Annotated in this window: 22 protein-coding genes; 14 read left to right on the plus strand and 8 right to left on the minus strand. The window is 61.6% G+C overall.

All coding sequences use genetic code 11. From position 1 onward, the window contains the following. The first annotated feature begins 3 nt into the window (after positions 1–3). A complete protein-coding gene (locus QN084_RS22795) occupies positions 4–393 on the plus strand; it encodes a heavy metal-responsive transcriptional regulator (RefSeq protein WP_054682943.1) in 390 nt (129 codons plus the stop codon). 14 nt (positions 394–407) lie between these two features. Here QN084_RS22795 and istB read toward each other — a convergent pair whose 3' ends face one another. Together istB and istA are read right to left on the minus strand one after the other, a co-directional pair. After that, positions 408–1,208 carry an IS21-like element helper ATPase IstB gene (gene istB, locus QN084_RS22800; protein ID WP_054682946.1) on the minus strand — a complete coding sequence of 267 codons (801 nt, stop codon included), beginning with the start codon at positions 1,206–1,208 and terminating at the stop codon, positions 408–410. Beyond that, positions 1,205–2,899: an IS21 family transposase gene (gene istA, locus QN084_RS22805; RefSeq protein WP_054686999.1), complete on the minus strand. Its 1,695-nt coding sequence runs from the start codon at positions 2,897–2,899 to the stop codon at positions 1,205–1,207. The genes istB and istA overlap by 4 nt, the downstream gene beginning before the upstream one ends. Positions 2,900–3,092: 193 nt before the next feature. Here istA and QN084_RS22810 point away from each other — a divergent pair, with 193 nt between their 5' ends. From QN084_RS22810 to QN084_RS22820, 3 genes are read left to right on the plus strand one after another with little or no spacing between them, the layout of a single operon-like run. Then, complete coding sequence (locus tag QN084_RS22810; RefSeq protein ID WP_069696260.1) at positions 3,093–4,592, plus strand: MFS transporter; 1,500 nt, start codon at positions 3,093–3,095, stop codon at positions 4,590–4,592. A 17-nt stretch (positions 4,593–4,609) separates the two neighbouring features. Further along, entirely contained in the window at positions 4,610–5,182 is a 573-nt protein-coding gene (locus tag QN084_RS22815) for a TetR/AcrR family transcriptional regulator (RefSeq protein ID WP_069696259.1), read from the plus strand. Beyond that, positions 5,179–5,418 carry a DUF3817 domain-containing protein gene (locus tag QN084_RS22820; RefSeq protein ID WP_069696258.1) on the plus strand — a complete coding sequence of 80 codons (240 nt, stop codon included), beginning with the start codon at positions 5,179–5,181 and terminating at the stop codon, positions 5,416–5,418. Before QN084_RS22815 ends, QN084_RS22820 begins: the two co-directional genes overlap by 4 nt. 215 nt (positions 5,419–5,633) lie before the next feature. Here QN084_RS22820 and QN084_RS22825 read toward each other — a convergent pair whose 3' ends face one another. From QN084_RS22825 to QN084_RS22850, 6 genes are all read right to left on the minus strand, one after another. Then, positions 5,634–6,386 carry a hypothetical protein gene (locus QN084_RS22825; RefSeq protein ID WP_264450145.1) on the minus strand — a complete coding sequence of 251 codons (753 nt, stop codon included), beginning with the start codon at positions 6,384–6,386 and terminating at the stop codon, positions 5,634–5,636. A gap of 26 nt (positions 6,387–6,412) precedes the next feature. Further along, positions 6,413–6,700 (minus strand): hypothetical protein, encoded by a 288-nt coding sequence (locus QN084_RS22830; RefSeq protein ID WP_166842962.1) that lies wholly within the window; start codon positions 6,698–6,700, stop codon positions 6,413–6,415. Then, a complete protein-coding gene (locus QN084_RS22835; protein WP_166842961.1) occupies positions 6,694–7,329 on the minus strand; it encodes an AAA family ATPase in 636 nt (211 codons plus the stop codon). The genes QN084_RS22830 and QN084_RS22835 overlap by 7 nt, the downstream gene beginning before the upstream one ends. An 818-nt stretch (positions 7,330–8,147) precedes the next feature. Next, complete coding sequence (locus QN084_RS22840; RefSeq protein WP_285751961.1) at positions 8,148–9,836, minus strand: hypothetical protein; 1,689 nt, start codon at positions 9,834–9,836, stop codon at positions 8,148–8,150. Positions 9,837–10,142: 306 nt separating this feature from the next. Beyond that, the gene (locus QN084_RS22845; protein WP_166842959.1) at positions 10,143–10,376 is read right to left on the minus strand and encodes a hypothetical protein; all 234 of its coding nucleotides are present in this window, start codon (positions 10,374–10,376) and stop codon (positions 10,143–10,145) included. A gap of 89 nt (positions 10,377–10,465) precedes the next feature. Then, positions 10,466–10,741: an HTH domain-containing protein gene (locus QN084_RS22850; RefSeq protein ID WP_166842958.1), complete on the minus strand. Its 276-nt coding sequence runs from the start codon at positions 10,739–10,741 to the stop codon at positions 10,466–10,468. Between the two features lie 312 nt (positions 10,742–11,053). Between QN084_RS22850 and QN084_RS22855 the strand changes: the two genes are divergently transcribed. From QN084_RS22855 to QN084_RS22900, 10 genes are read left to right on the plus strand one after another with little or no spacing between them, the layout of a single operon-like run. Next, the gene (locus QN084_RS22855) at positions 11,054–12,223 is read left to right on the plus strand and encodes a MinD/ParA family ATP-binding protein (protein WP_166842957.1); all 1,170 of its coding nucleotides are present in this window, start codon (positions 11,054–11,056) and stop codon (positions 12,221–12,223) included. Beyond that, on the plus strand, positions 12,220–12,579 hold the full coding sequence (locus QN084_RS22860; protein ID WP_243753405.1) for a hypothetical protein: 360 nt from the start codon (positions 12,220–12,222) through the stop codon (positions 12,577–12,579). The genes QN084_RS22855 and QN084_RS22860 overlap by 4 nt, the downstream gene beginning before the upstream one ends. Next, positions 12,579–13,247: a hypothetical protein gene (locus QN084_RS22865; RefSeq protein ID WP_166842956.1), complete on the plus strand. Its 669-nt coding sequence runs from the start codon at positions 12,579–12,581 to the stop codon at positions 13,245–13,247. Before QN084_RS22860 ends, QN084_RS22865 begins: the two co-directional genes overlap by 1 nt. Positions 13,248–13,268: 21 nt before the next feature. Further along, positions 13,269–14,786 carry a hypothetical protein gene (locus tag QN084_RS22870; protein ID WP_166842955.1) on the plus strand — a complete coding sequence of 506 codons (1,518 nt, stop codon included), beginning with the start codon at positions 13,269–13,271 and terminating at the stop codon, positions 14,784–14,786. Positions 14,787–14,789: 3 nt separating this feature from the next. Next, positions 14,790–16,409: a hypothetical protein gene (locus QN084_RS22875; protein ID WP_166842954.1), complete on the plus strand. Its 1,620-nt coding sequence runs from the start codon at positions 14,790–14,792 to the stop codon at positions 16,407–16,409. After that, positions 16,409–17,992: a putative type IV secretion/conjugal transfer ATPase gene (locus QN084_RS22880; RefSeq protein ID WP_166842953.1), complete on the plus strand. Its 1,584-nt coding sequence runs from the start codon at positions 16,409–16,411 to the stop codon at positions 17,990–17,992. Before QN084_RS22875 ends, QN084_RS22880 begins: the two co-directional genes overlap by 1 nt. Before the next feature lie 11 nt (positions 17,993–18,003). Continuing rightward, entirely contained in the window at positions 18,004–19,827 is a 1,824-nt protein-coding gene (locus QN084_RS22885) for a type IV secretory system conjugative DNA transfer family protein (RefSeq protein WP_166842952.1), read from the plus strand. Beyond that, a complete protein-coding gene (locus QN084_RS22890; protein ID WP_166842951.1) occupies positions 19,824–20,492 on the plus strand; it encodes a hypothetical protein in 669 nt (222 codons plus the stop codon). Before QN084_RS22885 ends, QN084_RS22890 begins: the two co-directional genes overlap by 4 nt. Continuing rightward, entirely contained in the window at positions 20,485–21,564 is a 1,080-nt protein-coding gene (locus QN084_RS22895) for a peptidoglycan DD-metalloendopeptidase family protein (RefSeq protein WP_166842950.1), read from the plus strand. Before QN084_RS22890 ends, QN084_RS22895 begins: the two co-directional genes overlap by 8 nt. Further along, on the plus strand, positions 21,561–22,145 hold the full coding sequence (locus QN084_RS22900) for a hypothetical protein (protein ID WP_166842949.1): 585 nt from the start codon (positions 21,561–21,563) through the stop codon (positions 22,143–22,145). The genes QN084_RS22895 and QN084_RS22900 overlap by 4 nt, the downstream gene beginning before the upstream one ends. The last annotated feature ends 157 nt before the right edge of the window (positions 22,146–22,302 follow it).

The following is a 22,302-nucleotide window of genomic DNA, read 5'->3' on the forward strand; positions in this document are numbered from 1 at the left end:
ACGATGCGGATCGGAGAACTCGCGGAGAAGGCGAGGACGAGACCGTCGACGCTGCGGTACTACGAGGAGCGCGGGCTGCTGCAACCGCCGGAGCGCACCCCGGCCGGGTACCGCAGCTATGGTGACGAGACGGTGCAGCGGCTCGAGTTCATCGATCGGGCTCGCGCGGCGGGGCTCACCCTTGCGCAGACCGCGGAGATCCTCGATGTTCGCGACACGGGTGGTTCGCCGTGCGCTCACGTGCTGGATCTCCTTGACCGCCGGCTCGTGGAGATTGATGAGCAGCTCGAGCAGCTGCGCGCCCTACGAGGGAGCATCGTCGAGCTTCGGGCGCACGCGACGGCAACGGCGTCCGAAGCCTGCACGCCGGAGTCCATCTGCCGCTACCTCTGATGACTTTCGGATCGCTACTGCCGCTGACGGGTGTGGTTGAGGCGGTACGAGGTGGTGCCGGTTTCGATGATGGTGCCGTTGAACGTGAGCCGGTCGACGATTGCCGCACACAGGCGCGGGTCAGTGAAGGTCTTCGTCCACCCGCTGAACGACTCGTTGGATGCGATCGCGACGGAGTTCTTCTCTTCCCGCTCTGTGAGGACCTGGAACAGGAGTTCGGCGCCGCGTCGGTCGAGTTCCATGTAGCCGAGCTCGTCGATCAGGAGCAGGTCAACGCGTCCGTACCGGTTGATGGTGCGGGTGAGTTGTTTCTCGTCGGCGGCTTCAACGAGCTCGTTCACGAGCTTCGTCGCCAGGGTGTACCGGACGCGGAAGCCCTTCTCTGCAGCGGCGGTGCCGAGGCCGATGAGGAGATGCGACTTCCCGGTGCCGGAGTCCCCGATCAGACACAGCGGATCGCCGCGGCGGATCCAGTCCCCGTTCGCGAGCGTATGGATCGTTGCAGGGTTGACGTTCGGATTCGCGTCGAAATCGAAGTCCCCGAGCCACTTGTTCCTCGGGAACCCGGCTGCCGACACGCGGCGGACAACGGACCGGCGGTCCCGGTCGTCGCACTCGGCGAGGAGGAGCTCGGCAAGGAACCCTTGGTAGGTCAGCTGCTCACGTTCCGCGGCCGTGATCGCTTCGTGCATCACCGCCCGCATGGTGGGTAAACGGAGCCTGCGGCAGGCTTGGTCAACTGCGGCCGCGGCGGCTTCTTCGGTCAGCCCGCGCTGCCGACGCAGGGTCGTGGTGACATTCGTGGGGTTGCTCATGATCCGGCGATTCCTTCTCTCTCATCGGTGACCGGCGGTTCTGGTTCGGAACGTCGGTTAAGGAGTTCGTCGTAGTGCGCGACGGATGGCAGTGGCCGCCGGTCGGCTGGGAGTCCGGCGATCACCGCGGCCGGATCCATGAGGCGACGCTGGGTCAGGCTGACAACTCGTTGCACGTCACGTCGTGGTTGTTCAACGCGATGACGGTCTGACTCGGGCCCGGCGGCGTGCAGTCGGGCTTCGACCGCGACGACGTCGGCGGACACCGCCCCGACCGTGAGGGCGGCACGGATCCCCGCGATCACGTCGACGGTTCGCATGGTCCTGTGGAGCAGGAGCACATCGATCAGAGCCCTTGTGCCGGCGCTGTCGCCATCGACCTTCCGCGCTTGCTGCCAGAACGCGTCATGCGCTGTCGTGAACACGCCGGCTTCGCGTGCACGGGCCAGCGCGGTGGACCCGGGCAACGCGCCGGGCTTGCGCCTGAGGACCTCGAGGTAGTGGTCAAGGTTGATCGACTCCCCGCCGCGGGCCACGACCCGCTCGTGCCGAGCGACCTCGGCGTGGCCGTCGAACACCACGAGTTCAGACGCCCGCAACGAGACCCGCACCTTCCGCCCGATCAGACGGGCGGGCACGGAGTACCTCGCCATCCGCACGGTGATCAGGCTCGAGCGGTCTACCCGCGGGTAGAGCACCAGGCCAGGATCGAACCGCTCGCCTGGCAATGGCGTAAGGCGGGCTTGTTCGTCGATGAAGTCTTGCCCGACAGTGCGGATCCGGGTGTTGATGCGTCGCTCGTTGTCGCGGGCGTCCCACCGGCGGATCTGCTCGTTCAACTCGGCGAGCGAGTCGATGACCGGCATCGGCGACAGCCAGGTGCGGCGAAACCGACCAACTTCGCCTTCGACGCCACCCTTCTCGTGGGCGCCGTCGATTCCGGGCTGGCAATAGAACGAGTCGAACCCGTAGTGCGAGCGGAACAGTACCCATCGGTCGTTCTCTACTCGGCTACGGCCCTTCCCATACAGCACCGTCTGTACCGCGGCAGTGAGATTGTCGTACCGGATGTGCCGGGTCGGGATCCCACCTATCTCGTCGAACGCGTCGATATGTCCTTCCAGGAACGCTTCCTGCGATTGCGTCGAGTACACCCGGTGCACCGCCTTCCCCGAGTGCGAGAGCCGGAACGTGAACATGTGGCACTTCGTTTTCACCCCGCCAAGGATCACCCAGACCTCGCCGAAATCGACTTCGGCTTCCTCACCAGGTGCGTGTTCCTGTGGGACGAACACCTCGACGCGGCGCCCGGCTGCGGCATCGATCTGGGCACGACGTACGCGCACGTAGTCGCGGACCGTCGAGTACGACAGTCCCGCCGCTTCGTGCTCGTCGACCAGCCGCGCGAGAACCCTTGTCGCCGTGTGCCGCTGCTTACGAGGCGCGTCCAGATCCTGAGTGAGCATCGCGTCGATCACCGCCTTGTACGGCCCCAGCCGTGGAGACATCCGTGACGGTATCTTCCGCGGCGGCGGAATTGGCGACGCCAAGGCCTGCCGCACCGTGCGACGGTGGACCCCGAACCTGTCTGCCAACGCGCGCACCGATAGCCCGTCGACGCGCGAGGCACGGCGGATATCCGCGAACAATTCCACTTTCGACCCCTGCCGGGCCCGCTCATCCTGAAGCAACACGAAACACACGCTCAGGTGGGGCCAGATCAAACCGTCAGAACCGCCCCGGCAAGTCAGAAAGTGGGGCCACTCCTAGCCGTCACTCCGGGGCCAAAACAGACTGACAGAGCCACGAGTCTCTCTCGTGGTTGTCATAACTATACCTTCCATCCGGTACAGTTATGCCGTTCACTACGAGGGGAAGACGCGCATGTCCACGATGACGAAACGGCGACGCTGGTCGCTGCTGGTGACGGTCGGAGCTGGGCTCCTACTGATCACCATCGACAACTCGATTCTCTACACGGCACTGCCGACACTGACCGAGGATCTCCAGGCTTCGAGCACGCAGAGCCTCTGGATCATCAACGCCTACCCCTTGGTAATGGCGGGCCTGCTGCTGGGTAGCGGAACCCTCGGTGATCGAATCGGCCACACGCGGATGTTCGTCGTCGGTCTGGTGATCTTCGGACTGGCGTCGCTGCTCGCTGCCTTCGCCCCTACGCCCGAGGTCCTGATCGCGGCGCGTGCTGTGCTCGCTGTCGGTGCGGCAGCGATGATGCCGGCCACCCTTGCGCTGATCCGCACCTATTTCACGGTTGAACGCGAGCGGAATCTCGCCATCGCGGTCTGGGGCAGCCTGTCGGTCGTAGGGTTTGCCCTCGGCCCGATTCTCGGCGGCACACTCCTTGAGTTTTTCTGGTGGGGCTCGGTGTTCCTCGTCAACGTGCCCGTGGTGGTGCTGGCGCTGGTTGCTACCTGGCTGATCCGCCCGGCCAACGACCCGGACCCCTCGAAGCGATGGGATGCCGTCTCCTCGATATTGGCGATGATCGGGCTTGTCGGAATGGTGGTGGCTATCAAGGAGATCGGTCACGCGCCGCCGTCGACAACGACCATTATTGTTGCGCTGCTCGTTGCTGCCATCGGGTTCTGGCTCTTCGTGCGCCGTCAGCGACGTATGGAGCAGCCGCTGTTGGATTTCTCCATCTTCCGCAACCCGGCGTTCAGCGCAGGCGTGCTCGCCGCGACGTTCGCGATGTTCGCGATCGGGGGCATCCAGCTCGTCACCACGCAACGCTTCCAGCAGGTCGCCGGATTCAGCCCGCTGGAGGCTGGGCTCTTGGTTGCCGCGATCGCAGTGGGCTCGTTGCCGACAGCGCTCCTGGGTGGCGCATTCCTGCACCGCATCGGACTGCTCGCGCTCATCACCGGCGGTCTCGCCTTCGCCACCGGCGGCGTCGTGGTAACAGCAATCGGGTTCCAGTCGTCCCTCGGCGTGCTGGTCCTCGGACTGCTGCTGACCGGTGCCGGTCTCGGAGCCGCCATGTCGGTGGCCTCCACCGCGATCATCGGGAACGTGCCGGTGCGCCGAGCCGGGATGGCCGCTTCCCTGGAAGAGGTCTCCTACGAGTTCGGCAGCCTCATCGCCGTGTCCGTGCTTGGGAGCCTGCTCACGGCTATCTACAGCGCCCGTGTCGTCCTTCCCGACGGCGCGCCGGATGCGGCTGGTGACAGCATCGCCGAGGCACAGGCTGTCGCGCAGGGCGACGCAGACATCATCCAGGCGGCCGCGACAGCCTTCGACTCCGCGTACCTCGTCGTGATGCTGGTCGTCGCTGCCGTTCTCGCGGCGGGCGCGCTCGTCACCGGGGTACTTCTGCGCCGGTACTTGCCGGGCACCCAGTCACAGCTGCACTCCGAGCACTGACCACGAAAGGACCGCCCATGCGGCCCAGCAAACGGGACACGATCCTCCAGGCCGCCCTCAGCGTTGTCGAGACCGACGGCGTCACGGCCGTTACGTACGAATCCGTCGCCGCCGCATCCGGACTCACCAAAGGCGGATTGCTCTACCACTTCCCCTCAAGGGACGCCATGATCCTCGCGCTGCACGAATATCAAGCGCAGCACTGGGACGACGAAATGATCGACGCGCTCGGCAAAGACCTAGATGAGGCGTCGCAGGACGAGCGACTCGCTGCCTATGCCCGAGTCAGCGCACGCAGCGCCACCGGCCCTGAATTACTGCTCATGCTCGAAGCGAGCACCGACAGCGAGCTCAGCAAACCGTGGAAACGAGTCATCACCCGCTGGATCCCCAACCCCGCCAACATCGACCCGACCGACCCTCGGGCCCTACAAAAGATGGTCGCGTACCTCGCCGCCGACGGGCTTTGGCTCAGCGAATCCGTCGGCGCCGTCCCCCTCCCCCACGAACTGCGCGCCGCGCTGGCAGAGCACCTCGCCCGCTCCGTCGCGGAGGCAACCGCAATCCAGTGCAACGAGGCGAACCAATGAGCGCACTCACCCAGCAGTGCGACCGCCTTCCGCCCGCTACCAGAGCCTTCGTCGTGGCGGCCTTCCTCGAGACCTTCACCTGGGCCGGTCTGCTTGCGAGGATGTTCCTCAAGTACGTGACGGGCACGACCGACGTCGGTGTCAGGATCTCCGGCGCACCACACGGCGGCATGTTTTTCATGTACCTCGCCCTAGTGCTCATCACCGCCGTCACCTTGCGGTGGCCATGGTCCTGAAGATTAACGAGCTCGACACCATCACCAACGACGTCATCGAAACCGCCCAGAGCCCCCTCGTCATCAGCACCACCAGCTGAGGCGACCGCCACGAAGCAGCGACAAAGCACCGCCATTTACCGGCGAAAGTCACAATTTCCTGCCTGACGACATTCCAACCTACGGCCTGGATCTCTCGTAAACCTTTAGATTTATGAGACAAAGGATGCGTCGCGTCAGCGCACTAGATCGCTAAGGTTTACATGCCATGTCGACCCGTAGCTGAAACTGACTACGCCCTCTTCAACTTCAAGATCGATCTGTGGTGCGTTCGCCTGCAGTGCTTGGTACAGCCTTCTACTCCCCTCCAGAAGCTCCCAGGCGATGTGCGCTTCTCGCTGCCAGGGTTGGGGATCGCTAGCCTCAGGCGGCTGTAGCTGCTGAAAGCCTTTTGCAGCGGGAAACAGGGCAAGAGCCATGGCGACATCGGGGTCGAGGAATTCCGTTGCCGCTTCCAAGCCGTCCAAGGCTGCTTGAAGGCCCATGATGTGAACGGCAAGAAGTTGTCGCCGTTCATCGACTATCGCCGGAACCTTCTCGTAGATCGAGTAAACACATGCCTCAATGGTTTCTCGGTTCCATGCATCGAGGGTGCGCGTCTCTGCGTCAAGAAGATGGGCGGCACCTCGGTAATAGGCGAGCATATGCGCTCCACTCTGAACCAACAGTTGAAAGGCCAGCCTGTGCCTCGGGTAGGCAATGCGCCTACGACGCTGCGCCGGAATCTCAATGAGTATCCAGTTGAAGAGGACAGCACCAATTAGCGCGTATGCGAGGTTACGAACAACCTCGCCTATGGCGTGCCCGGGGAAGAAGAACTCTGGCCACTGTTGGCAAACTTCAATGGTAAAAGCAATGACGCCGAGCGCAATTATCGTCCATACAGGACGGAGTAAGGCTCGTTGAAGCCACAAAGCCTGCTTGCTCAAGATCGGAAGATCTGAGGGGCGAGGAATCACTGGTTTCCGTATCGTTCCTTGAGGGCAGGCCAGACGAGGCGTTCGAGGATTTTCTGCTCGCTAATGTCTTCAACTTCGCTCGCATAGCTCAAAAGCTTCTTCTCAGACGCTGACATACGGAAGTTGTAACCGGTTACTTTCGGCTCCTTGCGCTTCTTGGGCACCGTAGCGAGAGCAGGGAGCGGCGACGCATCTACAGGCTGGCGAGGCTGTTCCGCCATGTTGCCAAAGGCTTCGATTTCTTGTTCGGTAGGTTGGACCGTGCGGGAGCGGGGCTTTACCATCCCATAACCTCCTGGGTGAGCAGCTGGATTTCGGCCATGGCTTTCCGATCCTTCATTTCCACCACTCCCCTACCGTCGTCCATGCACTTCTGGAATGCGCCACGGTCGTAAACCACGGTGTTGGCAATCGGCAATTCGGGGTACTCGTCCAGATAGGCGCGGCTGTCTTTTACATCCGTGGCGAAGATGTGGGTGCTGGCGCGGTTGAGAAGACCGAGAACTCTAAGTTCCGGATTGAAATCGCGGGCTTGCTCGATGGTCTCAACTAAGGATTCTGTCACGTCGAGGTCTGTTTGGTTTGGCTGCATAGGGGCAAGGAGGACGTGCGCTGCTGTCATTGCGGTACGCATTTCCTTGCTGTCTTTTCCTGCGGCGTCAACCAATACGACGTCATAGCGCTTGTCCAGGTCTTTCAGCACGCTATGCAGATTGCCAGTCTGTTGCACGCACTGAATACGTGGGTGCCCGCTCTCTTCCCTGTCCTTGGCCCAGTTTGAAACTGTTCGCACGGTGGGATCCGCTTCCAGTATCAGAACGTCCTTGCCCTGCCGCTGCAGTTCGGTGGCGATGTTCACGGTGAGGGTCGATTTACCTACGCCGCCCTTCAGGTGGGCTACAAGAATAATCATGTCACCACACTAGTGTGGTACCGAACCAGTGTCAATACCACACTAGTTACACATCAGTTACACACTAGTATCGGCGTGGTATCACTGCGATACCACTTTAAGTTGATACTGGTGTGGTATCAGTGTGGTACCGAAGCGCGGGAGCCCGGTATTAGCAAAACCGAGTCATGACGCCGAATCAAACAAACGCGTCAAAGCTACCCGCTTGTCAGGATATCCTGACGTTTTGAACGCGTAGGGGAGTGGTATCGACAGTGGAAAGCACACCCCACGAGGGTTCGTTGGTCGCCACGGTGCCGGACGGCCGGAGCTCTTTAGATCTGCGGGATGGGATCGTCCTTGTCCTCGGTGTAACTGGCGGTTACCAGCGGCATCCAGATCTTCGGGACCACGAGATAGTTCCGGATGATGACATTACGGGCTGGCGCGCTCTTTGTTCCTGCGGCTGGGAAGGTCCGTTATGGCGGCGTGTCACCGACCGGGGGACAGCGAACCTTCTCCGGCGCAGGGCCTTCGTGCCGTTTTTAGGTGTTGCCAGTCCCTCCGTCGACGTGGAGGCAGCAATACGCTCAGAGTGGATGGCTCACGCCGGCCCCGCTGATGCAGTCGGAGAACTGAAAGCAGCCGCGGAAGCCTTAAAACACGCTCAGGAACGACTCAACCGCAAAGTACTTCAAGCCAGAGCGGCCGGCGTCTCCTGGGCAAAGATAGGAGCCTCGGCCGGAATCACGAGACAGGCTGCACATGAGCGCTGGGGACGCCAGTAGTCCCCGACGATCCCCAGGACAGTCTGACTTGGTATTTGGCGGTCGCGCGTTTTAGGCTGCGAGCCATAAGGCCGGCTCGTCGTCCGGGGGAAGCCAATATTCGTCGCGCTCGGCGTCGTACAGATCTGTTTCGTTCATTTGCTGATCCCGAAAGCGGTCTAGGTAGGCGTGCCAGGCGGCGCGTTCCCGTCGGTTGCGGCTGATGTGGGCCTGGTAGTCGTCCAGCACACCCAGTCGTGCAGCCAAGTTGGTCAGGTTCACCGTTGTGACTTTCCAGTGGCGGCCGTGGCGTTTGATCATGGCCAGGGCCTCCATTTCCGTCAGTGCTGTCGCGACCGCGTTGCGGCTGATGCCCGTAGTTCGCACGAGGTCTGCTGTGGTGGGGGAGTGCCGGCCGCGTTCGATTGCTTCGTAGATGAGCGCTGCGACATCACCGAGGGCCCGGAACACGGGCCTCACAGCGTGAGCTTGTCCTTTACGCCAGGTGAGTTCCCGGGCAAGTTGTTGGTAGTGCTCGGGTAGTTGGATGACATAGACGTCGGCAACCTTGTGTCGTGCGTCAGCGACTTTAGTCAGGATGCCGTCCGAGGCTTTTGCCAGGATGGGCAGGAGTCGGGCAATGGTGACGTGGTGTTTTCCCATGGCCACAGCGAGGGTGCGGCAACCGACGTCGAGAACGTCCGTTTGCATAGTCCGCATGTAACCGAGCAATCCGCGCATCAAAAGTCTTAGTCCGAGGCTTTCCCGGCCGCGTGTTTGAAGTCTGTGGTCAAGGACCGCAAAAACGATGTTTTCCAAATCGTTCACAAGCTGGTGGATTGCTGCGGGACTGGGTTTGAGTGCCCCCCCTGTGAGTTCTGTGAGGCTTGTGTTGTTAATAAGTGCAGTCTTTTTCCCTGCTTCTCCGAGGGTGCCTTGAGGCGCTGCGCGGTTGGCCGTAAAGGCGTGGGCTTTGGCCCACTCGGTGGGCAGGAGGCGTTCCTGCTTGCTGGCTGTGCCGTACAGGCCAGCCAAGCCGGCGAACCGGCCGGCTAGTTCGTTCTGGACCTGTTCAAGGGTCCAGCGGCAGGCTGCGAAGTGGTTCAGGACGGCCATGCGGGCCTCTGAGGGGCTCTTGTAGCGGGCCGTGTCATAGAGCCCTGTACGGGCCACCCTGCGTAGCGGGGAGTCGCTCCCTGCAGCTGTGGAACGGGGCCATGCAGCTGCAGAGCGCTGAGCGGCTATCATCTTGGTTTCACGAGCTTTTCGCGCACGGTTGCGGGCCAGCTCTGGTGCCAGTGCGGCTTTGAGGGAACGGATGGCGGCCATGGAGTTCCTGCGGCGCAGGACGTCGTAAGCCTGGGTCAGGGGAGTGATGAGGGTTTGGTGGCCGCCGGACTTGTGCACGGATCCTGGGACACGGATGCAGCCATCCGTGGGGTTCTGGTGCGGGCTCGGGTCAAGGCTCGTGGCCATCAGCGAGAAGGCTTCTACAAGTTCGCGAGCTTCGGCCGCGTCCATGCGTTCCCGTAGCGGGATGTAAAGGTGCCGGCCTCCGCTGGGGGAGAAGTCCTCGACGAAACTCACGCCGGCTTTCCTGAGCCCATTTGCCAGCTGCTCTGCATCGGTGTCTACGACGTGTTTCAGTGCCTTCGAGGTGTCCAGGTCCAAACAGAGAGTGGAGACTCGGCCATCGGGGCCGTGAAGCGTCACCGCCGCTGGGCGGTCAGGCAGTGTCAGTGTGATCTTGGGAGCCTGCACCGGACGAGGGTACTGAAACTTCTGACCGATCCAGCGGCCCGGCCTGTAAGAAGGCTCACCCGCGATCAGGGGAGCAAGGCTCCAAGCCTGTTCAGGTGTGGTCGGCGCGCCGACACTCGCGAATGCATGCGTTGACGCGGTAACCGGTTCCGGTACCATAGACAGCAGTTGCCTTTCGTTCTCGAAGGTACGACAAAGGGAGCTACCTCGTAGAGGGAGCTTGAAAAGTTCAGATCGTGGTCCCGCCAAGAACGAGATCTGAACGCATTACTTGTTGAAGGCCCGCCTAGTGCGGGCCTTCGTATTTTAAGACGCTTGCGGCAAAGGCAGCACTCCTTGGTTTCCTAGCATCCATGGAGGAAGACCACCGTCGGGTATGTCCTTCCGGACGTGGTCAATGATCGCTTCGAGAATGACTGCGCTGGAGACTCCTGCCCTATCGGCCAGGTTGTCGATCAGTTCCTTGCGCTCTTCTTCGATCGCCCACCCAAGACGTACAGGGTTGAGCCGTGTGCCTCGGGGTAGTCTGCGAGCTGCCATGAAACCCACTTAACTATGTATGTGTCTTTCGTTTGCGTAGCGACACGCCAAAAGCATCATGCTGTGCCCTTAAGTGCGACATGGCAACGTTAGCTTCCTCGCAGAAACTTTAGGTAGGTCTGGATTGCCTCTTCCCGCGCATCCACATTCAGCTTGTAGACGCGCCACCGGTCGGACTGCCCTTTTCCTTCTGCCTGTTCTGAGGTGACGCCGCCCTGCGTCTCGATTTCCTTGAGGTATCTCCAGACGGTCCGGTAGTCGACGTCGAGGTCGCGTCCGATCGCGCCCGAAGTGGCTCCCTCGGGGTGTAGAGCGAGGTATCTGAGGATCGATGTCCGGAGCGCGTTAACTCCGAGCATGTTCAAGGACTCCTCCATGAGGCCAGGAATCGCGAGTGGGACATATTTTGGCACCTCCCTATTGTCTACCAACTGTGCACTTATGATGATATGCCATATAATGCGATATGACATGGTCCATCGCGGATCACGTGAGACCCGTCACTAATACATGACTTGACATGCAAATGCTGGTCGGGTCCGGGACAATCGGCACGGCTGATCCACTCGATGGACATTTTGTCGGTGCCTCTTGGTACGGGTGGAGGTAGCTGTGTTTGTAAGGTGCAGGGCTCGTTTGAGCCTTGTTTGGGGATCTAGGAAGGTGGGACCTTTCCAATGACTGAAGTGAATTTCCCGGGTGCTCGACGCTCGGACATGTACGTAGAAACAGAAGAACGGCCGGAACCGGCTGCGGTGGCCACAGAAGCGTTGGAGGAACCGGCTGACCCGTTTGTTGAGCCTGACGAGGTTGAGGCAGCTCCGGCCCAAACGCCTAAGAAGGATGCCGCTCCTGTTGGTAAGGCAAAGACGGTAGAACCGGCCGCGAAGCCGGTCACGGATGATGAGGATGCTGAGCCGGTCGCTCCTGCCAAGGACGGATTCAACGGTTTCCTGAATCAGCTCTTCGGGGGTCTGTTCAAGCTTGCTCCTTCAGCCAAGGAACTGACTGAGCGGGAAATGACAGCCTCCCAGGGCCGCTTTGAGGATCTGATCCGCCAGTCCACGTGGACTCGCGCGGTCGGCGTGCTCGTGGCCAACAAGAAGGGCACAGCTGGTAAGACGCCGGCTTCGATCCTTCTTGGCGGGGTGCTGGCAGCGATCCGCGGCGGGTCCGTAGCGATCCTTGAAACTTCGGATGACAAGGGCCAGTTGGCATACCGCGCTGAGGGTGATCCTCAGCTTGGCATGGGAGAACTCGTTGCCAACATCTCGAACGTCCGCACCCAGTCGCAGCTGCGCGGCTACACCGTGACGCAGACAAGCTTCGCTTCGGTGATCGGGTCCACGCCCAAATGGCGGCCGCCGCTGACTCGGGAAAACGTGCTCGATGTCGCCTCCATCGTGGATGAGCACTTCACCATCCGAGTCATGGACACCGGCAACCAGTACAGCTCAGGCCCGTTTGGTGCTGCCGTGGAGGTCGCTGACGTGCTGGTGATCCCAACCATGCTGGCCCAGGACGCCGTCTCCGAGGCTCTGGAGCTGTTGGAGTTCCTGGAACACCAGGGCGCGGACGCTGCCCGACTTGCCCGGACAGCAATCGTGGTGATGATGTCCGACGGCCGCCCGGAGTTCAAGGCGTCCAAGCTGAAGAAGCAGTTCATGGACAAGGGCATCGCCGAGGACCACATCTACTCGGTCCCGTATGACTCCCACATCGCTGAGCGCGGAGCGCTCACGCTGGACAAGCTTGCCCCGGCCACCCGTCAGGCTTTGACCGCCATCGCAGCTGGCGTTGTCGCCCAAACCAACCAGAACGTCTTTGAAAAGGATCAGAACCGATGAGCGTCATTCTTTCGACCTTGGCAGAACTGTCAACGAGTGTTGACCCGTCCACCATCGTCCAGGCCGGCCCTGTACCGATGATCGACAACCCGTTCCCCGGCATCCCTGACTTCACGTCTCTGGGCGGCCGATTCACCGAGTGGTGGCAGCGTCTCTTCGCCGTGCTCTGGGGTCTTGCCATCGTCGTGGCCGGCGCCTACCTGGTTATCGGTTTGCTCGCCATGGCCAAGGCTGATGCGAACAACCCCCATGCGCACGCGGAGGGCAAGAAGAAGGCCGGAGGTGCCGGTATCGGTTTGGCCTGCTTGGCAGGGTTGGGCGTCATCATCGGTGCAATCCTCGCGGTGGCGGGCTAATGGTTCGCCGCAGCTCGACTGCCACTGCCCGGCGCGGATTCCCGCGCTGGGCATGGTTCGTTGTCGGGGCCGTTCTGGTCGTTGCCCTGGTCGGTGGCGTTGCCGCGTGGTACCAGGGCAACCCTCAAGCTGGTGGTCCTGCGCCCACTCCGTCCGCAACTAGCGACGTCGCGGCCATACCTAACGGGTGCCTTGCGGGTACGTCCAACGACGCTGCCGCTCTTTTGAAAGCTCAGAAGGAAGCACCCCATAGTGAGGCGGGTGCAGTAGGTTTTGCCGCTGCTGTCCTGCGTTGGATTGCCCAGTACCCCCGGCCCAGCGTCGGTGATGGTACTTCCGTTTCGGCAGCCATTCTTGCCAACGGTGCGACGGGTACAGTCGCCAACTTGGCTGAGAACTTGGCCGCAGCCAAGCCGTTGACAGGCGTAACCTCCGGTTCCCTGAACTTTGCTGACGGCCGGTATGTAGTCGAGGAAACCACTCCGGACATGGTGCGCGTCACCGTAGGAGGTGCTGAGGTTCGTAACGGCAAACCCACTGACCAGAAGATTGCTTCGACGGTCACGCTGGTTTGGGAAGACAGTGTTTGGAAGGTCCGCAGTGATGGAACCGAGCGGACTCTCGATGAGCTCTTTGCAAGTGGTTCCGCGTTTTCTGGGGGTTGCTGATCCATGTTCATGCTGATTCCGATGGAAGATAATCCGGGCGGTGGAGGGCTAGTAGGCGGTTTGATTGATGCTGCCGTTGGAGCCGCCAACGCGGCTAAGCCTGCCGCGGACGCTATTAGCGGCGCGGTGAATTTCGCTGCTGATCCACTGGGTGCCATTTTCACTGCCACCCGTGCGGGTGCTCAGGGCCTCGCAAAGGACCTGCTGCCGGCACTGTCCCATGCAACAGAGCCGGATCTCACCGCTGATTGGTTTATCAGGGCCTACGCGATCAGCTTTGCCTTGTCGATCATCGTGTGGGGCTTTCTACTGCTGTTCCAGTTCATCGCCGTTGCCCGGGGGACTCTGGCCGGTCAGGAATTCGCAGAAGTCTTGACAACGAAAAGTGGGCTGTTCTTCGGGGGCGCACTTTTCGGACCCCTCATCGGGGTCATGATCATCAAGGCTCTCGGTGCCCTGTCCGACAGTCTCATCTCCTGGGGGATCGTGTCCTCATCCGAACGGATGCTCGACACCATGGACTCAATGCTCAAAACCGATGCCGCTGCCATTCCCGGCGGTGTGATCGTGGGCATCCTGCTGATGGTCTGCATGATCATCGGCCTGTTCGTCGTCGTGATCATGCTGGCCGTGATGTTGGTGACCTTGTATTTCTCGGGCGTTCTCGCCCCCCTGGGCATGGTGTGGTTCACCTCTGCCCAGCACGGATCGTTCGGCCGCAAAATTCCCCTTCTGTGGTTCGGGATCCTTGCCTGCCATCCACTGCTGTTCTTCATGCTCGGCATTGCCTACAACATGATTGCAGCGTCCGCTTCCTGGATGAAGTGGAGCGACGGGCTGGGGACACTGATGAACATCATCGCGTCCTTTATCGCCCTGATGATCGCCGGTTTGGCTCCCATGATGTTGCTGAAATTCGCCCCGGTCATCCCTTCAGGTGCAGCTGGTCAGAACGGTCCTTCGCTTACTCCTCCCCAGAAGGAATACGGGCCTCAGAGCATGCAGGACGTAAAGAACATGAACCGCGGCGACTCGGCGGGAAGTGATTCCTCCGACGGCGGTTCGTCCTCCTCTAACCAAGGTTCGGCATCCCAGAATCAGGCAGCAAGCCCGGACGAAAGGTCTCTTGTCCGTAAGCTCCGCGAGCTGAACGGTGGTTCCCAGGCCGACGCGGGATCAACCCCGGGCGGCACCGCCGGCACTCCTGCAGCTGAGCCGGCCGGTTCTTCGCCAACACTTGGTGGAGGTGCTTCCACGCCCGGTGCTGGCATTCCCAAGCCGGGTGTTGGTGCAGGCGCCGGGGCTGGGGCTGGTGGCGCGGCAGCTGGAGGCGCTGAGGGCATGGCAGCGGCTGGCGCTGCTGAATCATCGACTGGTGTTGGTGCAGCGATTGGCGTTCCTACGCTGCTTGCTGCCGGTGCCATGGCGGCCGCTGAGAAGGCCAAGGAAGCCGGTGAGGCCGCAACGCGTCTTGGTGCAGCTGGTGGAGAGTACGCGGCCGGTGGAATGGAAGACGAAACCGAACGGTACGGGGGATAGACGATGGCTACACGATTCATTGGTGGGGAATCGGGGCACCGGAGTTTCTTTGGTGGCATCAAGTCCAAGACGCAGCTGGTTGGTTTGGCGCTGTGCGTGGTGGGCGGCTTCTTCGGAATGATGTTCACCGGGTGGCCGGGCTTGGTAGCTGGAGTGCTGGCCGCTGTGGTCGTGTACTTGGCCACGGCATCGACGCACCGCGGCTCCTACTGGGAGCGGCGCAAGCGCCGGGTTCGTTGGAAGGAACGGCAGAAGGCTGGCACTGACCGGTTTATCCCGTACAGCGCAGCTGCTTGGGAAGAGGCCAGTGCTTTGGCGGACATGGCGACGAGCAAGGACGAAAAGGCCAGGGTCATGGCCGCTGTCCGGTCTCGTCCGGACGGGGCCGATGGCATGGGATGGCTTGTTGCCCTTACTGGCAAGCCCGGCGTTGCCTGGCACGCGCCGATTGGTGAAGAGCCGTATTTGTCGGTGGCGTTTGAAGTGTCCGGGCAGTTGCGCGGGGCTGAGTCCCAGCGCAAGCAGGATCAGGCCCAGGCGGGCTTTGGTTCGATGCTGGCGGGGTTTGCTCCGGCGTCGAAGCTTGTCAGCGGTGTTCAGGGCCTTACTCGTGTCCTTCCTCCGGATCTTGCGCTGAATGAAGTGTGGGTTCAGGATCACCTGTCCGCAGACGCTCACCCTAAAGCAGTTGGTTCTTACCAGGAGGTCCTTGAAAGGACTGGCCGGGGCACGTTCGTGCAGCGGCACTTGGTCGTCGGCCGTTGGCCGTTGACTCCGGATTTCTATGCCACGGCCGCCCGGTATGGCGAGGGGCGGGAAGGTTGGCGTCGGTTGATGGACGCTGAAATCTCTTCCCTTGCCCGGGCGCTGCGGGCGGCGAAGCTGGGAACGGTACGGCCGTTGACCGCCCGTGCGGTGGTGGCCATGATGTTGCATCAGCAAAATCCGTCGCGGCCGCCGTTGATGGTTTCAGGCGTCAAGGCCGATCAGATGGGCCTCCCGTCCCAGGACCAGTGGAACTCCACCTGGGTCCAAGGAACGAACCCGATTACCGGTGAAGAGGTCGTGTGGGGTCACCGGACGGCCATGATCACCGCAGAGAACATGGAGACCGGGGAACGGACCCCGTACTGGCTGCTGTCGTTGTTGCACAACGCCGGTTCGGGGGCACGGACGTTGAGCTTCCAGCTGGAAACAGTTCCGGCTGAGCAGGCACGTCAGCTGGCCTCAAAAGATGTCGTGAGGGACATGGCCGCGGTGATCGCGAAGCAGAAGAAGGGCCAACTGGTGGATCCGGCAACCGACGTGAACTTGAAGTCGGCAAGGGCCCGGGGTGCGGACTTGATGCCGGGAACCGGTCAGCACGGCGTGAACTGGGTTGGTTTCATCACCATTTCCGCCCAGACGCAGGCCGGCCTGACTGAGGCCGCCCGTCGCTTGGAGGAAACGGCTGGACAGTCGGCCGGGATCCAGAAACTTGAGTGGCTGGACACGTACCAGTCCGCGGCAGCCGGAACCACGTGGCCCATTTACAGGGGTACGCGTCCGGCGGTACCAACGCTTGGAGCCAAGATGATGAACCAGCTTGCAGGACGTGGCGAGAAGGAAGAGAAGGTGGCCTGATGGGCGCGGTTGAAGAACTTAGCAGGGAAGCCATTACCGAACCTCGCGAGCTGGGGTTTCCGCTGATTCCCGAGGCGGAACAGAAAGTCGTCATCGATGATCCTGGAGCCAAAGGTTCCTGGATCCAGAGGGTGCCGATTGTGGGCGGCATCGTCAGGATGTTTTCCGCCCCTGTCATCGAAGAAGTTCGGCTTCTGGAATCGGGGGAGTGGCCTCCGTACACGGAGCAGGGCACCCGGTTGAGGGTGAACGAACGTAAGGCCAAGAGCGGGTTCTATGCTCCTGCCTTCCAGGGCGCTCCGACGACGACGCGACAAGCGGAGATCCTGAACACGGCTCTGATTGCAGCGCCTACGGGTGTTGAAGGCGTTGCGGCTGGCCGGGACGTGCTCTCGCAGACGGCCATCAGCAAGGACCCGTTCACCGATTACAACGCCGTTCCGCGCCGGGTCACCTCGACGAACGTCCTGGTCGTCGGGGATGTGGGAGCTGGTAAGTCCGCGTACACCAAGACGGTGTACGTGATCCGCCCGTTGATCCTGCGGAACCGCCGCGCAGTGGTTTTCGATAAGAAGAATGAGAAGGGCGAGGGTGAATACTCACCCATCGTGCGGGAGTTCAAGGGTGACCACATCAGGTTCCGCATGGACGGCACGGGCGTCATTTTCAACATCATGGACCCTGCCATTTCGGGAGTGAACGATGACGGGTTGAACAACCAGCTCGTTTACCTGAACACCATTCCTGCCCTGATCCGCGAAGGTAACGGCCCGGACGAATGGGAGCGGAAGGCACTGCGTCTGGCCTACCGGACCATGATGCGAAACTTCGAGGCAAGCAGGACCCCCACCACGGCGGATCTGCACGATCTTCTCGGCGTCATCAACCCGGCAGATGCCACCCTGGCCGGCATGAGCACAGCAACGCTGGAACGGCTCCATGAAGCAGGAATCTCGATGCGGTTCTGCTTCAACGAACTGCTCGAAACCTACGGGTCGATCTTTGATGGCGAAACCTCCGAGGACGTGCGCCTGAACAAGACCCTGACCTCGTTCGACATTTCCCAGCTGCCTGACACCGGCCCGGCCATTCCCATGGTGATGGGTTTGGCTAACCTGTGGCTGTTGGGCACGGTCCGCCGCCCTGAATACCGGGGCATCCGAACGAACGTGATCAACGAAGAGGCCGGACACATCCTGGGCGGTCCGCTGGCCGTACAGCAGCGCTCGAACATCAAGCTCTCCCGTGGCCTTGGCCTGTCGAACATTTACAACATCCACAAGGGCGCTACCGACGTGCCTCCGGGATCCCCGGGCATGGCCGTGATTGAAGAGGCTCAGACAGTGCACATCTTCCGGCAGGACAAGCCCGAGGCTGCCCAGTGGTGCGTCAGGACATTCGGTCTGAACCCGGACTCCGCGAACGACATCATGGTCCTGCGCAACGGCCACCACCTGCTCAAGTCCGGCGCGGACGCACCCGAAGTGGAGATTGAGCACGTCCGTTCCGCTTGGGAAGTGGAAATGACCGACACCGACTCGGCACTACGCGAAACCGACTCCGCTTACGCGGACGTGGCCTAAAGGGGAAGACCATGACCGAGAACATCACCGTGGAAAAGCACAGCCCGTCCGGCTCGACAGTCAAGAAGACCGAGCGTGAAATGATTGTCCTGGCCATCCTCTCCGCCGGCCTGTGGCACGTTGCCCTGGTCTGGACGACGGGTCTTGCCTTCTCCAATTGGATGGAGACCTGGAAGGCACTCATCGGCTCGCTCATCGGGCTGATCGCACCCGAGAGGGCCACGTCTCCGGTTGCCGTGAACGGCAACCCGCCCGATCAGTGGGGCTGGCCCGTCACCGTTTGGATCATCCTTGTAGTGCTGCTCATCGCGGCCTACATCGGGGCTCTGTTTGGACTCAAAGCCCTCCGTGCCCGCCTCAAGAAGGCCAAGACAGGTGAAAAGGGCTTGAGCACCGCCAAGGGGCTCAAGAGCCGCATCGAGGGCGCTGAGAAGTCCTCCCTGGCTCCTGCGGTGTATGTTCTCGACGGTATGGAGATCGCCATCCGTACCGAAGACACCGCCTGCACTGTGGCCCCGCCGAAGTGGGGAAAGACCACGTACATGGTTGCCGGTATGGTCGCTGACGCTGCCGGTGCTGTGATCACTACCAGCACCCGTCCTGACGTGCTGCGCCTGACGGTGGGTGTGCGGAAGGACCTGGGCACGGTTTACGTCGCTGACTTCGACGGCCTGAGCCAGTACCCGCACAAGCTCCGCTGGCACATGGTGGGTGGCTGCGAGGATCCGCAAGTAGCCTCTGAACGTGCTTCGGCCATGGTGAATGCCATGCCCAGGACCGGTGCGCCGTCCTCAGCTGACCGGTACTTTGATTCCGGTTGCGTGATGATTCTGGAAGCGCTTCTGCACGCTGCCGCGCTGAAAGAAGGCGGTTCCATGCGTGACGTGATTCGTTGGTCGCAGAACTTCGCCGAGCACGAGCCGGCCAACATCCTCCGCACCAAGTCACCGTCAGTGAAGACTTGGGCAGGGAACCTTGATGAGTGGTGCCGTCAGAACAACCCGGACACCATCGGTAACACCAAGACCACTTTGGGCAAGATCACCGGCCCGATGAAGAACGAGAACGTTCTTTCCATGCTGTGCGCCACAGATGATGATCCCGGCATCGACCTGAACACCTTCACCGACGCACCAAACAGCCTGTACTGCCTTACCCGCGTCTCGATGAACGCCTCCACCGCCCCGATCGTTACGGCGCTGGTTGAGTCCCTCGTTCAGGCAGCGATCCGCAAGTCCGGTGCCATGGCGTCTGGAAAACTGAACGTTCCGCTGTCCGTGATCCTGGATGAGGCAGCGAACACCTGTGCGCTGCCGTCGCTGCCGTCGTTGATGTCCGAAGGTGGCGGCAACGGTATCCACACTTCCGTGTTCGTCCAGACCTATTCGCAGCTGGTGAACCGTTGGGGCGAGGAAGGCGCGGAAACGATCTTCGATTCGGCGGCCGCCAAGACCATCTTCGGTGGTATCTCCGATGTGAAGTTCCTGACCAAGATTTCCGATCTGATCGGGAAGCACTGGGTGGAACACACCTCCACGTCCTCATCGACCGGCAAGGATGGGGTGCCATCGGTCAGCACCTCCAAGACCAAGCAGCTCGATACTAAGATGCGCGTCGATGAGATCCGCAAGCTTTCCCAGGGCAAGGTCTTGCTGATGTACCGCGAGATTGAAGCCGTGGTCAACGTTGTTCCTTGGTGGGAACGGCCCGACAGCGCGAAGTTCAAGGCATCCCGTGTGTGGTGCCTGGAGCAGGAAGGCATCACCGCTGAGAGCGCAGCAAAGGCCGCAGCGGCCGAGACGGCCGCCGAAGCGAATCTGGCGGCTGCCTCATGAGCGGAGAACCGTTCCCCGAGGACGAAGGTATGCCGGACGAAGAGTGGATACCGCCCCAGGACGCGGCCCCGGCTCCGGCTCCGGCGGGGGTGGACACCAACACTGGCGAATTGACAGAGGATGCACCCGGTTTGGAGGTCCTTCCCGACCTCCTGGACCGGATGGACAGCGTTGAAGAGCTGGCCGCGAACCTGTTTGAAGAACTGACAAGCTACCCAGCTGGCGGTCCGTGGTTCTGGGAAGAGCTGAACTCTGAACAACGCAAGGAACTGTGGGCCGAGCTGGACGGCTTTGTGGTTTGGCTGCAGAACCGGATTCTGCGTCACTGGTCAAACTCGGCGGGCTGGGTCCCTGCGTGCTGGTACCGCCACCCTGACGCGGTGGAAATGTTGACCGCGTTGATGGTGGCCCACAAAGCTGCCTACCGGGCCAAGTCAAAGAAACCGAGTTTTGAACTCACCGAATGGTTCAGCCGCGCACTGTGGCCAACGATGGAAACCTTCGAGAAGCGCTTGACCTTCAAGAACTGCATGGAAAACCAGGGACATTACGATGCCACCGGTGCCGGGCTTGAACTCACTGCTGCAAGCGATGATTTCACGGCGTTCGTGGAGGAGGAGACAGCTGTCTCCGAGAGCGAGCAGACGGAACCGGCTGATGCGTAAAGTCCTCTTCGTTCTCGCACTTCCGATCCTGCTTGTCATAGGCCTGGTCGGTGTTGCCCTGATTTCCGTCGGCGGCAACGCCTCCCCGGCGCAGGCCGCCGCCTGCGTCAACGTCAACGGTAAAACCTTCAACGAGAAGGAAGTGCCCAACGGTTGGGGACCGCTCGTTTCCAAGGCCGCCGGCGTTGCCGGTGTGCCTGCGTCCGTCCTCGCCGCGCAGCTGGAAGCCGAAAGCAACTGGAACCCTAACGTGACCTCTCAGGTAGGGGCTTCGGGCTTGGCTCAGTTCATGCCGGCGACGTGGGCCAGCTACGGCGAAGGCGGGGACGTCCGGAACCCGGAGCATGCAATCGCCGCGCAGGGCCGGTACATGGCAGCGCTGGTCAAGCAGCTGCTTCCGTTGGCCAAGAGCAGCAACGCGGACATCATCAAGCTTGCCTTGGCCGGTTACAACGCCGGCCCCGGCGCGGTCGAGACCCACAAGGGAATCCCGCCGTTCGCGGAGACCCGCGCTTACGTGGACAAGATCATGGACACCGCCCAAACGAAGTACGGCGAGTCCTGCCCCGCTAGCGGCGTTGAAATCGGTGCGCTGACCGGCAAGTGGTCCCACCCGCTGCCGGGATCGACGTTTACCTCCGGGTATGGTGCCCGCCCGACGCCTCCTGGGACGCTGAACATCGGCGGGAACTTCCACTACGGCATCGACTTCTCCACTCCGGGAGCTGGCGGAACTGTGCTGGCCGTGATGGACATGAAAATTGTCGTCGCCCACGAGATGCAGTCCAGCAGCGGAACCTGGGTCGCCGGGGTCAGCCTTGATGGGAAGCTGACGGCAACCTACTCGCACATGGAAGCCGGATCTTTGCGGGTGAAGGAAGGCGACACGGTATCCGCTGGCACACCTCTGGGCACTGAGGGTGCCACCGGCAACGTGTCCGGACGCCACCTGCATTTCGAAATGTACTCCGGCGCACCCGTGGATCCCCGTCTTGGTGCGGTGGATCCCAAGCTGGGCGAAGTGAAACCTATTGATCCGACACCCATCCTGAAAGGCAAGGGCGTTCTATGAGGCTCCCCAAGACACTGGCCGTCATCGTTCTGGCAATGGCACTGCCGCTGGCCGGGTGTGGTCAGGGCAGCAACCAAGAGCCAGCGCCGTCACCGACTGCAACGGCAACACCGAAACCCGCCGCCATGGACGTCACGGTGAAGCAGCTGCTCGACGTCGACCGGGCGCACCCGGACAAAGTAGCTGCCGCATTCGCAGAGCTCATCACGCGCTGGGATGTTGCGAAAGACAGGACCGAAACGGCCGCCGCGGTACGTGCACACCCGTTGATGATCCCGGATCTGGCCAAGCGGACCGTGGAGCCTCAGCGGAACGCCTCACAGGCGTTGTGGCTGGAGCTGGCACCACTGGGAGCGTTCTCCGAACCTACGATCGGCCCCGGCGTACCGGTGGACGCCGAGGAAGGCACAGACACCGAAGACGTGGCTTACCGGAACTTCACCGCCACCTGGACATGGCAGGACGCCGACGGGAAGCACCTCAAAGCGGACGAACGGAAACGGAACATCTTCCTGGTCCTTACGCGCAGCAACGGTGCGTGGTCGGTGGCCGACTACGTCACTGAAGACCTCACCGCCTAACCCATAGTCCCGGAGGGCCGGCACCATCCCACCTTCTGCCGGCTCTTCGTCCCTCTCCTGTCACAGGGAGGGGTAGAGACCATCGTCCCGGTTATCGCTGATAGCCGGGACGATGGTCTCTTCTTAAGAGGCATTCGACAGAGGCAGGCAGCCCCGT

Origin of the sequence: Paenarthrobacter sp. R1 (genome assembly GCF_030264015.1) — a bacterium.
Lineage (GTDB): Bacteria > Actinomycetota > Actinomycetes > Actinomycetales > Micrococcaceae > Arthrobacter > Arthrobacter ureafaciens.

What these genes read in the sequence shown, in the direction of transcription:
- QN084_RS22845 (WP_166842959.1), bottom strand. Translation starts at nt 10,376, where the DNA reads ATGGCAGCTCGCAGACTACCCCGAGGCACACGGCTCAACCCTGTACGT.
- QN084_RS22810 (WP_069696260.1), top strand. Translation starts at nt 3,093, where the DNA reads ATGTCCACGATGACGAAACGGCGACGCTGGTCGCTGCTGGTGACGGTC.
- QN084_RS22865 (WP_166842956.1), top strand. Translation starts at nt 12,579, where the DNA reads ATGGTTCGCCGCAGCTCGACTGCCACTGCCCGGCGCGGATTCCCGCGC.
- QN084_RS22870 (WP_166842955.1), top strand. Translation starts at nt 13,269, where the DNA reads ATGGAAGATAATCCGGGCGGTGGAGGGCTAGTAGGCGGTTTGATTGAT.
- QN084_RS22820 (WP_069696258.1), top strand. Translation starts at nt 5,179, where the DNA reads ATGAGCGCACTCACCCAGCAGTGCGACCGCCTTCCGCCCGCTACCAGA.
- QN084_RS22795 (WP_054682943.1), top strand. Translation starts at nt 4, where the DNA reads ATGCGGATCGGAGAACTCGCGGAGAAGGCGAGGACGAGACCGTCGACG.
- QN084_RS22895 (WP_166842950.1), top strand. Translation starts at nt 20,485, where the DNA reads ATGCGTAAAGTCCTCTTCGTTCTCGCACTTCCGATCCTGCTTGTCATA.
- QN084_RS22855 (WP_166842957.1), top strand. Translation starts at nt 11,054, where the DNA reads ATGACTGAAGTGAATTTCCCGGGTGCTCGACGCTCGGACATGTACGTA.
- QN084_RS22880 (WP_166842953.1), top strand. Translation starts at nt 16,409, where the DNA reads ATGGGCGCGGTTGAAGAACTTAGCAGGGAAGCCATTACCGAACCTCGC.
- QN084_RS22890 (WP_166842951.1), top strand. Translation starts at nt 19,824, where the DNA reads ATGAGCGGAGAACCGTTCCCCGAGGACGAAGGTATGCCGGACGAAGAG.
- QN084_RS22885 (WP_166842952.1), top strand. Translation starts at nt 18,004, where the DNA reads ATGACCGAGAACATCACCGTGGAAAAGCACAGCCCGTCCGGCTCGACA.
- QN084_RS22875 (WP_166842954.1), top strand. Translation starts at nt 14,790, where the DNA reads ATGGCTACACGATTCATTGGTGGGGAATCGGGGCACCGGAGTTTCTTT.
- QN084_RS22860 (WP_243753405.1), top strand. Translation starts at nt 12,220, where the DNA reads ATGAGCGTCATTCTTTCGACCTTGGCAGAACTGTCAACGAGTGTTGAC.
- QN084_RS22830 (WP_166842962.1), bottom strand. Translation starts at nt 6,700, where the DNA reads ATGGTAAAGCCCCGCTCCCGCACGGTCCAACCTACCGAACAAGAAATC.
- QN084_RS22835 (WP_166842961.1), bottom strand. Translation starts at nt 7,329, where the DNA reads ATGATTATTCTTGTAGCCCACCTGAAGGGCGGCGTAGGTAAATCGACC.
- QN084_RS22815 (WP_069696259.1), top strand. Translation starts at nt 4,610, where the DNA reads ATGCGGCCCAGCAAACGGGACACGATCCTCCAGGCCGCCCTCAGCGTT.
- QN084_RS22900 (WP_166842949.1), top strand. Translation starts at nt 21,561, where the DNA reads ATGAGGCTCCCCAAGACACTGGCCGTCATCGTTCTGGCAATGGCACTG.
- istB (WP_054682946.1), bottom strand. Translation starts at nt 1,208, where the DNA reads ATGAGCAACCCCACGAATGTCACCACGACCCTGCGTCGGCAGCGCGGG.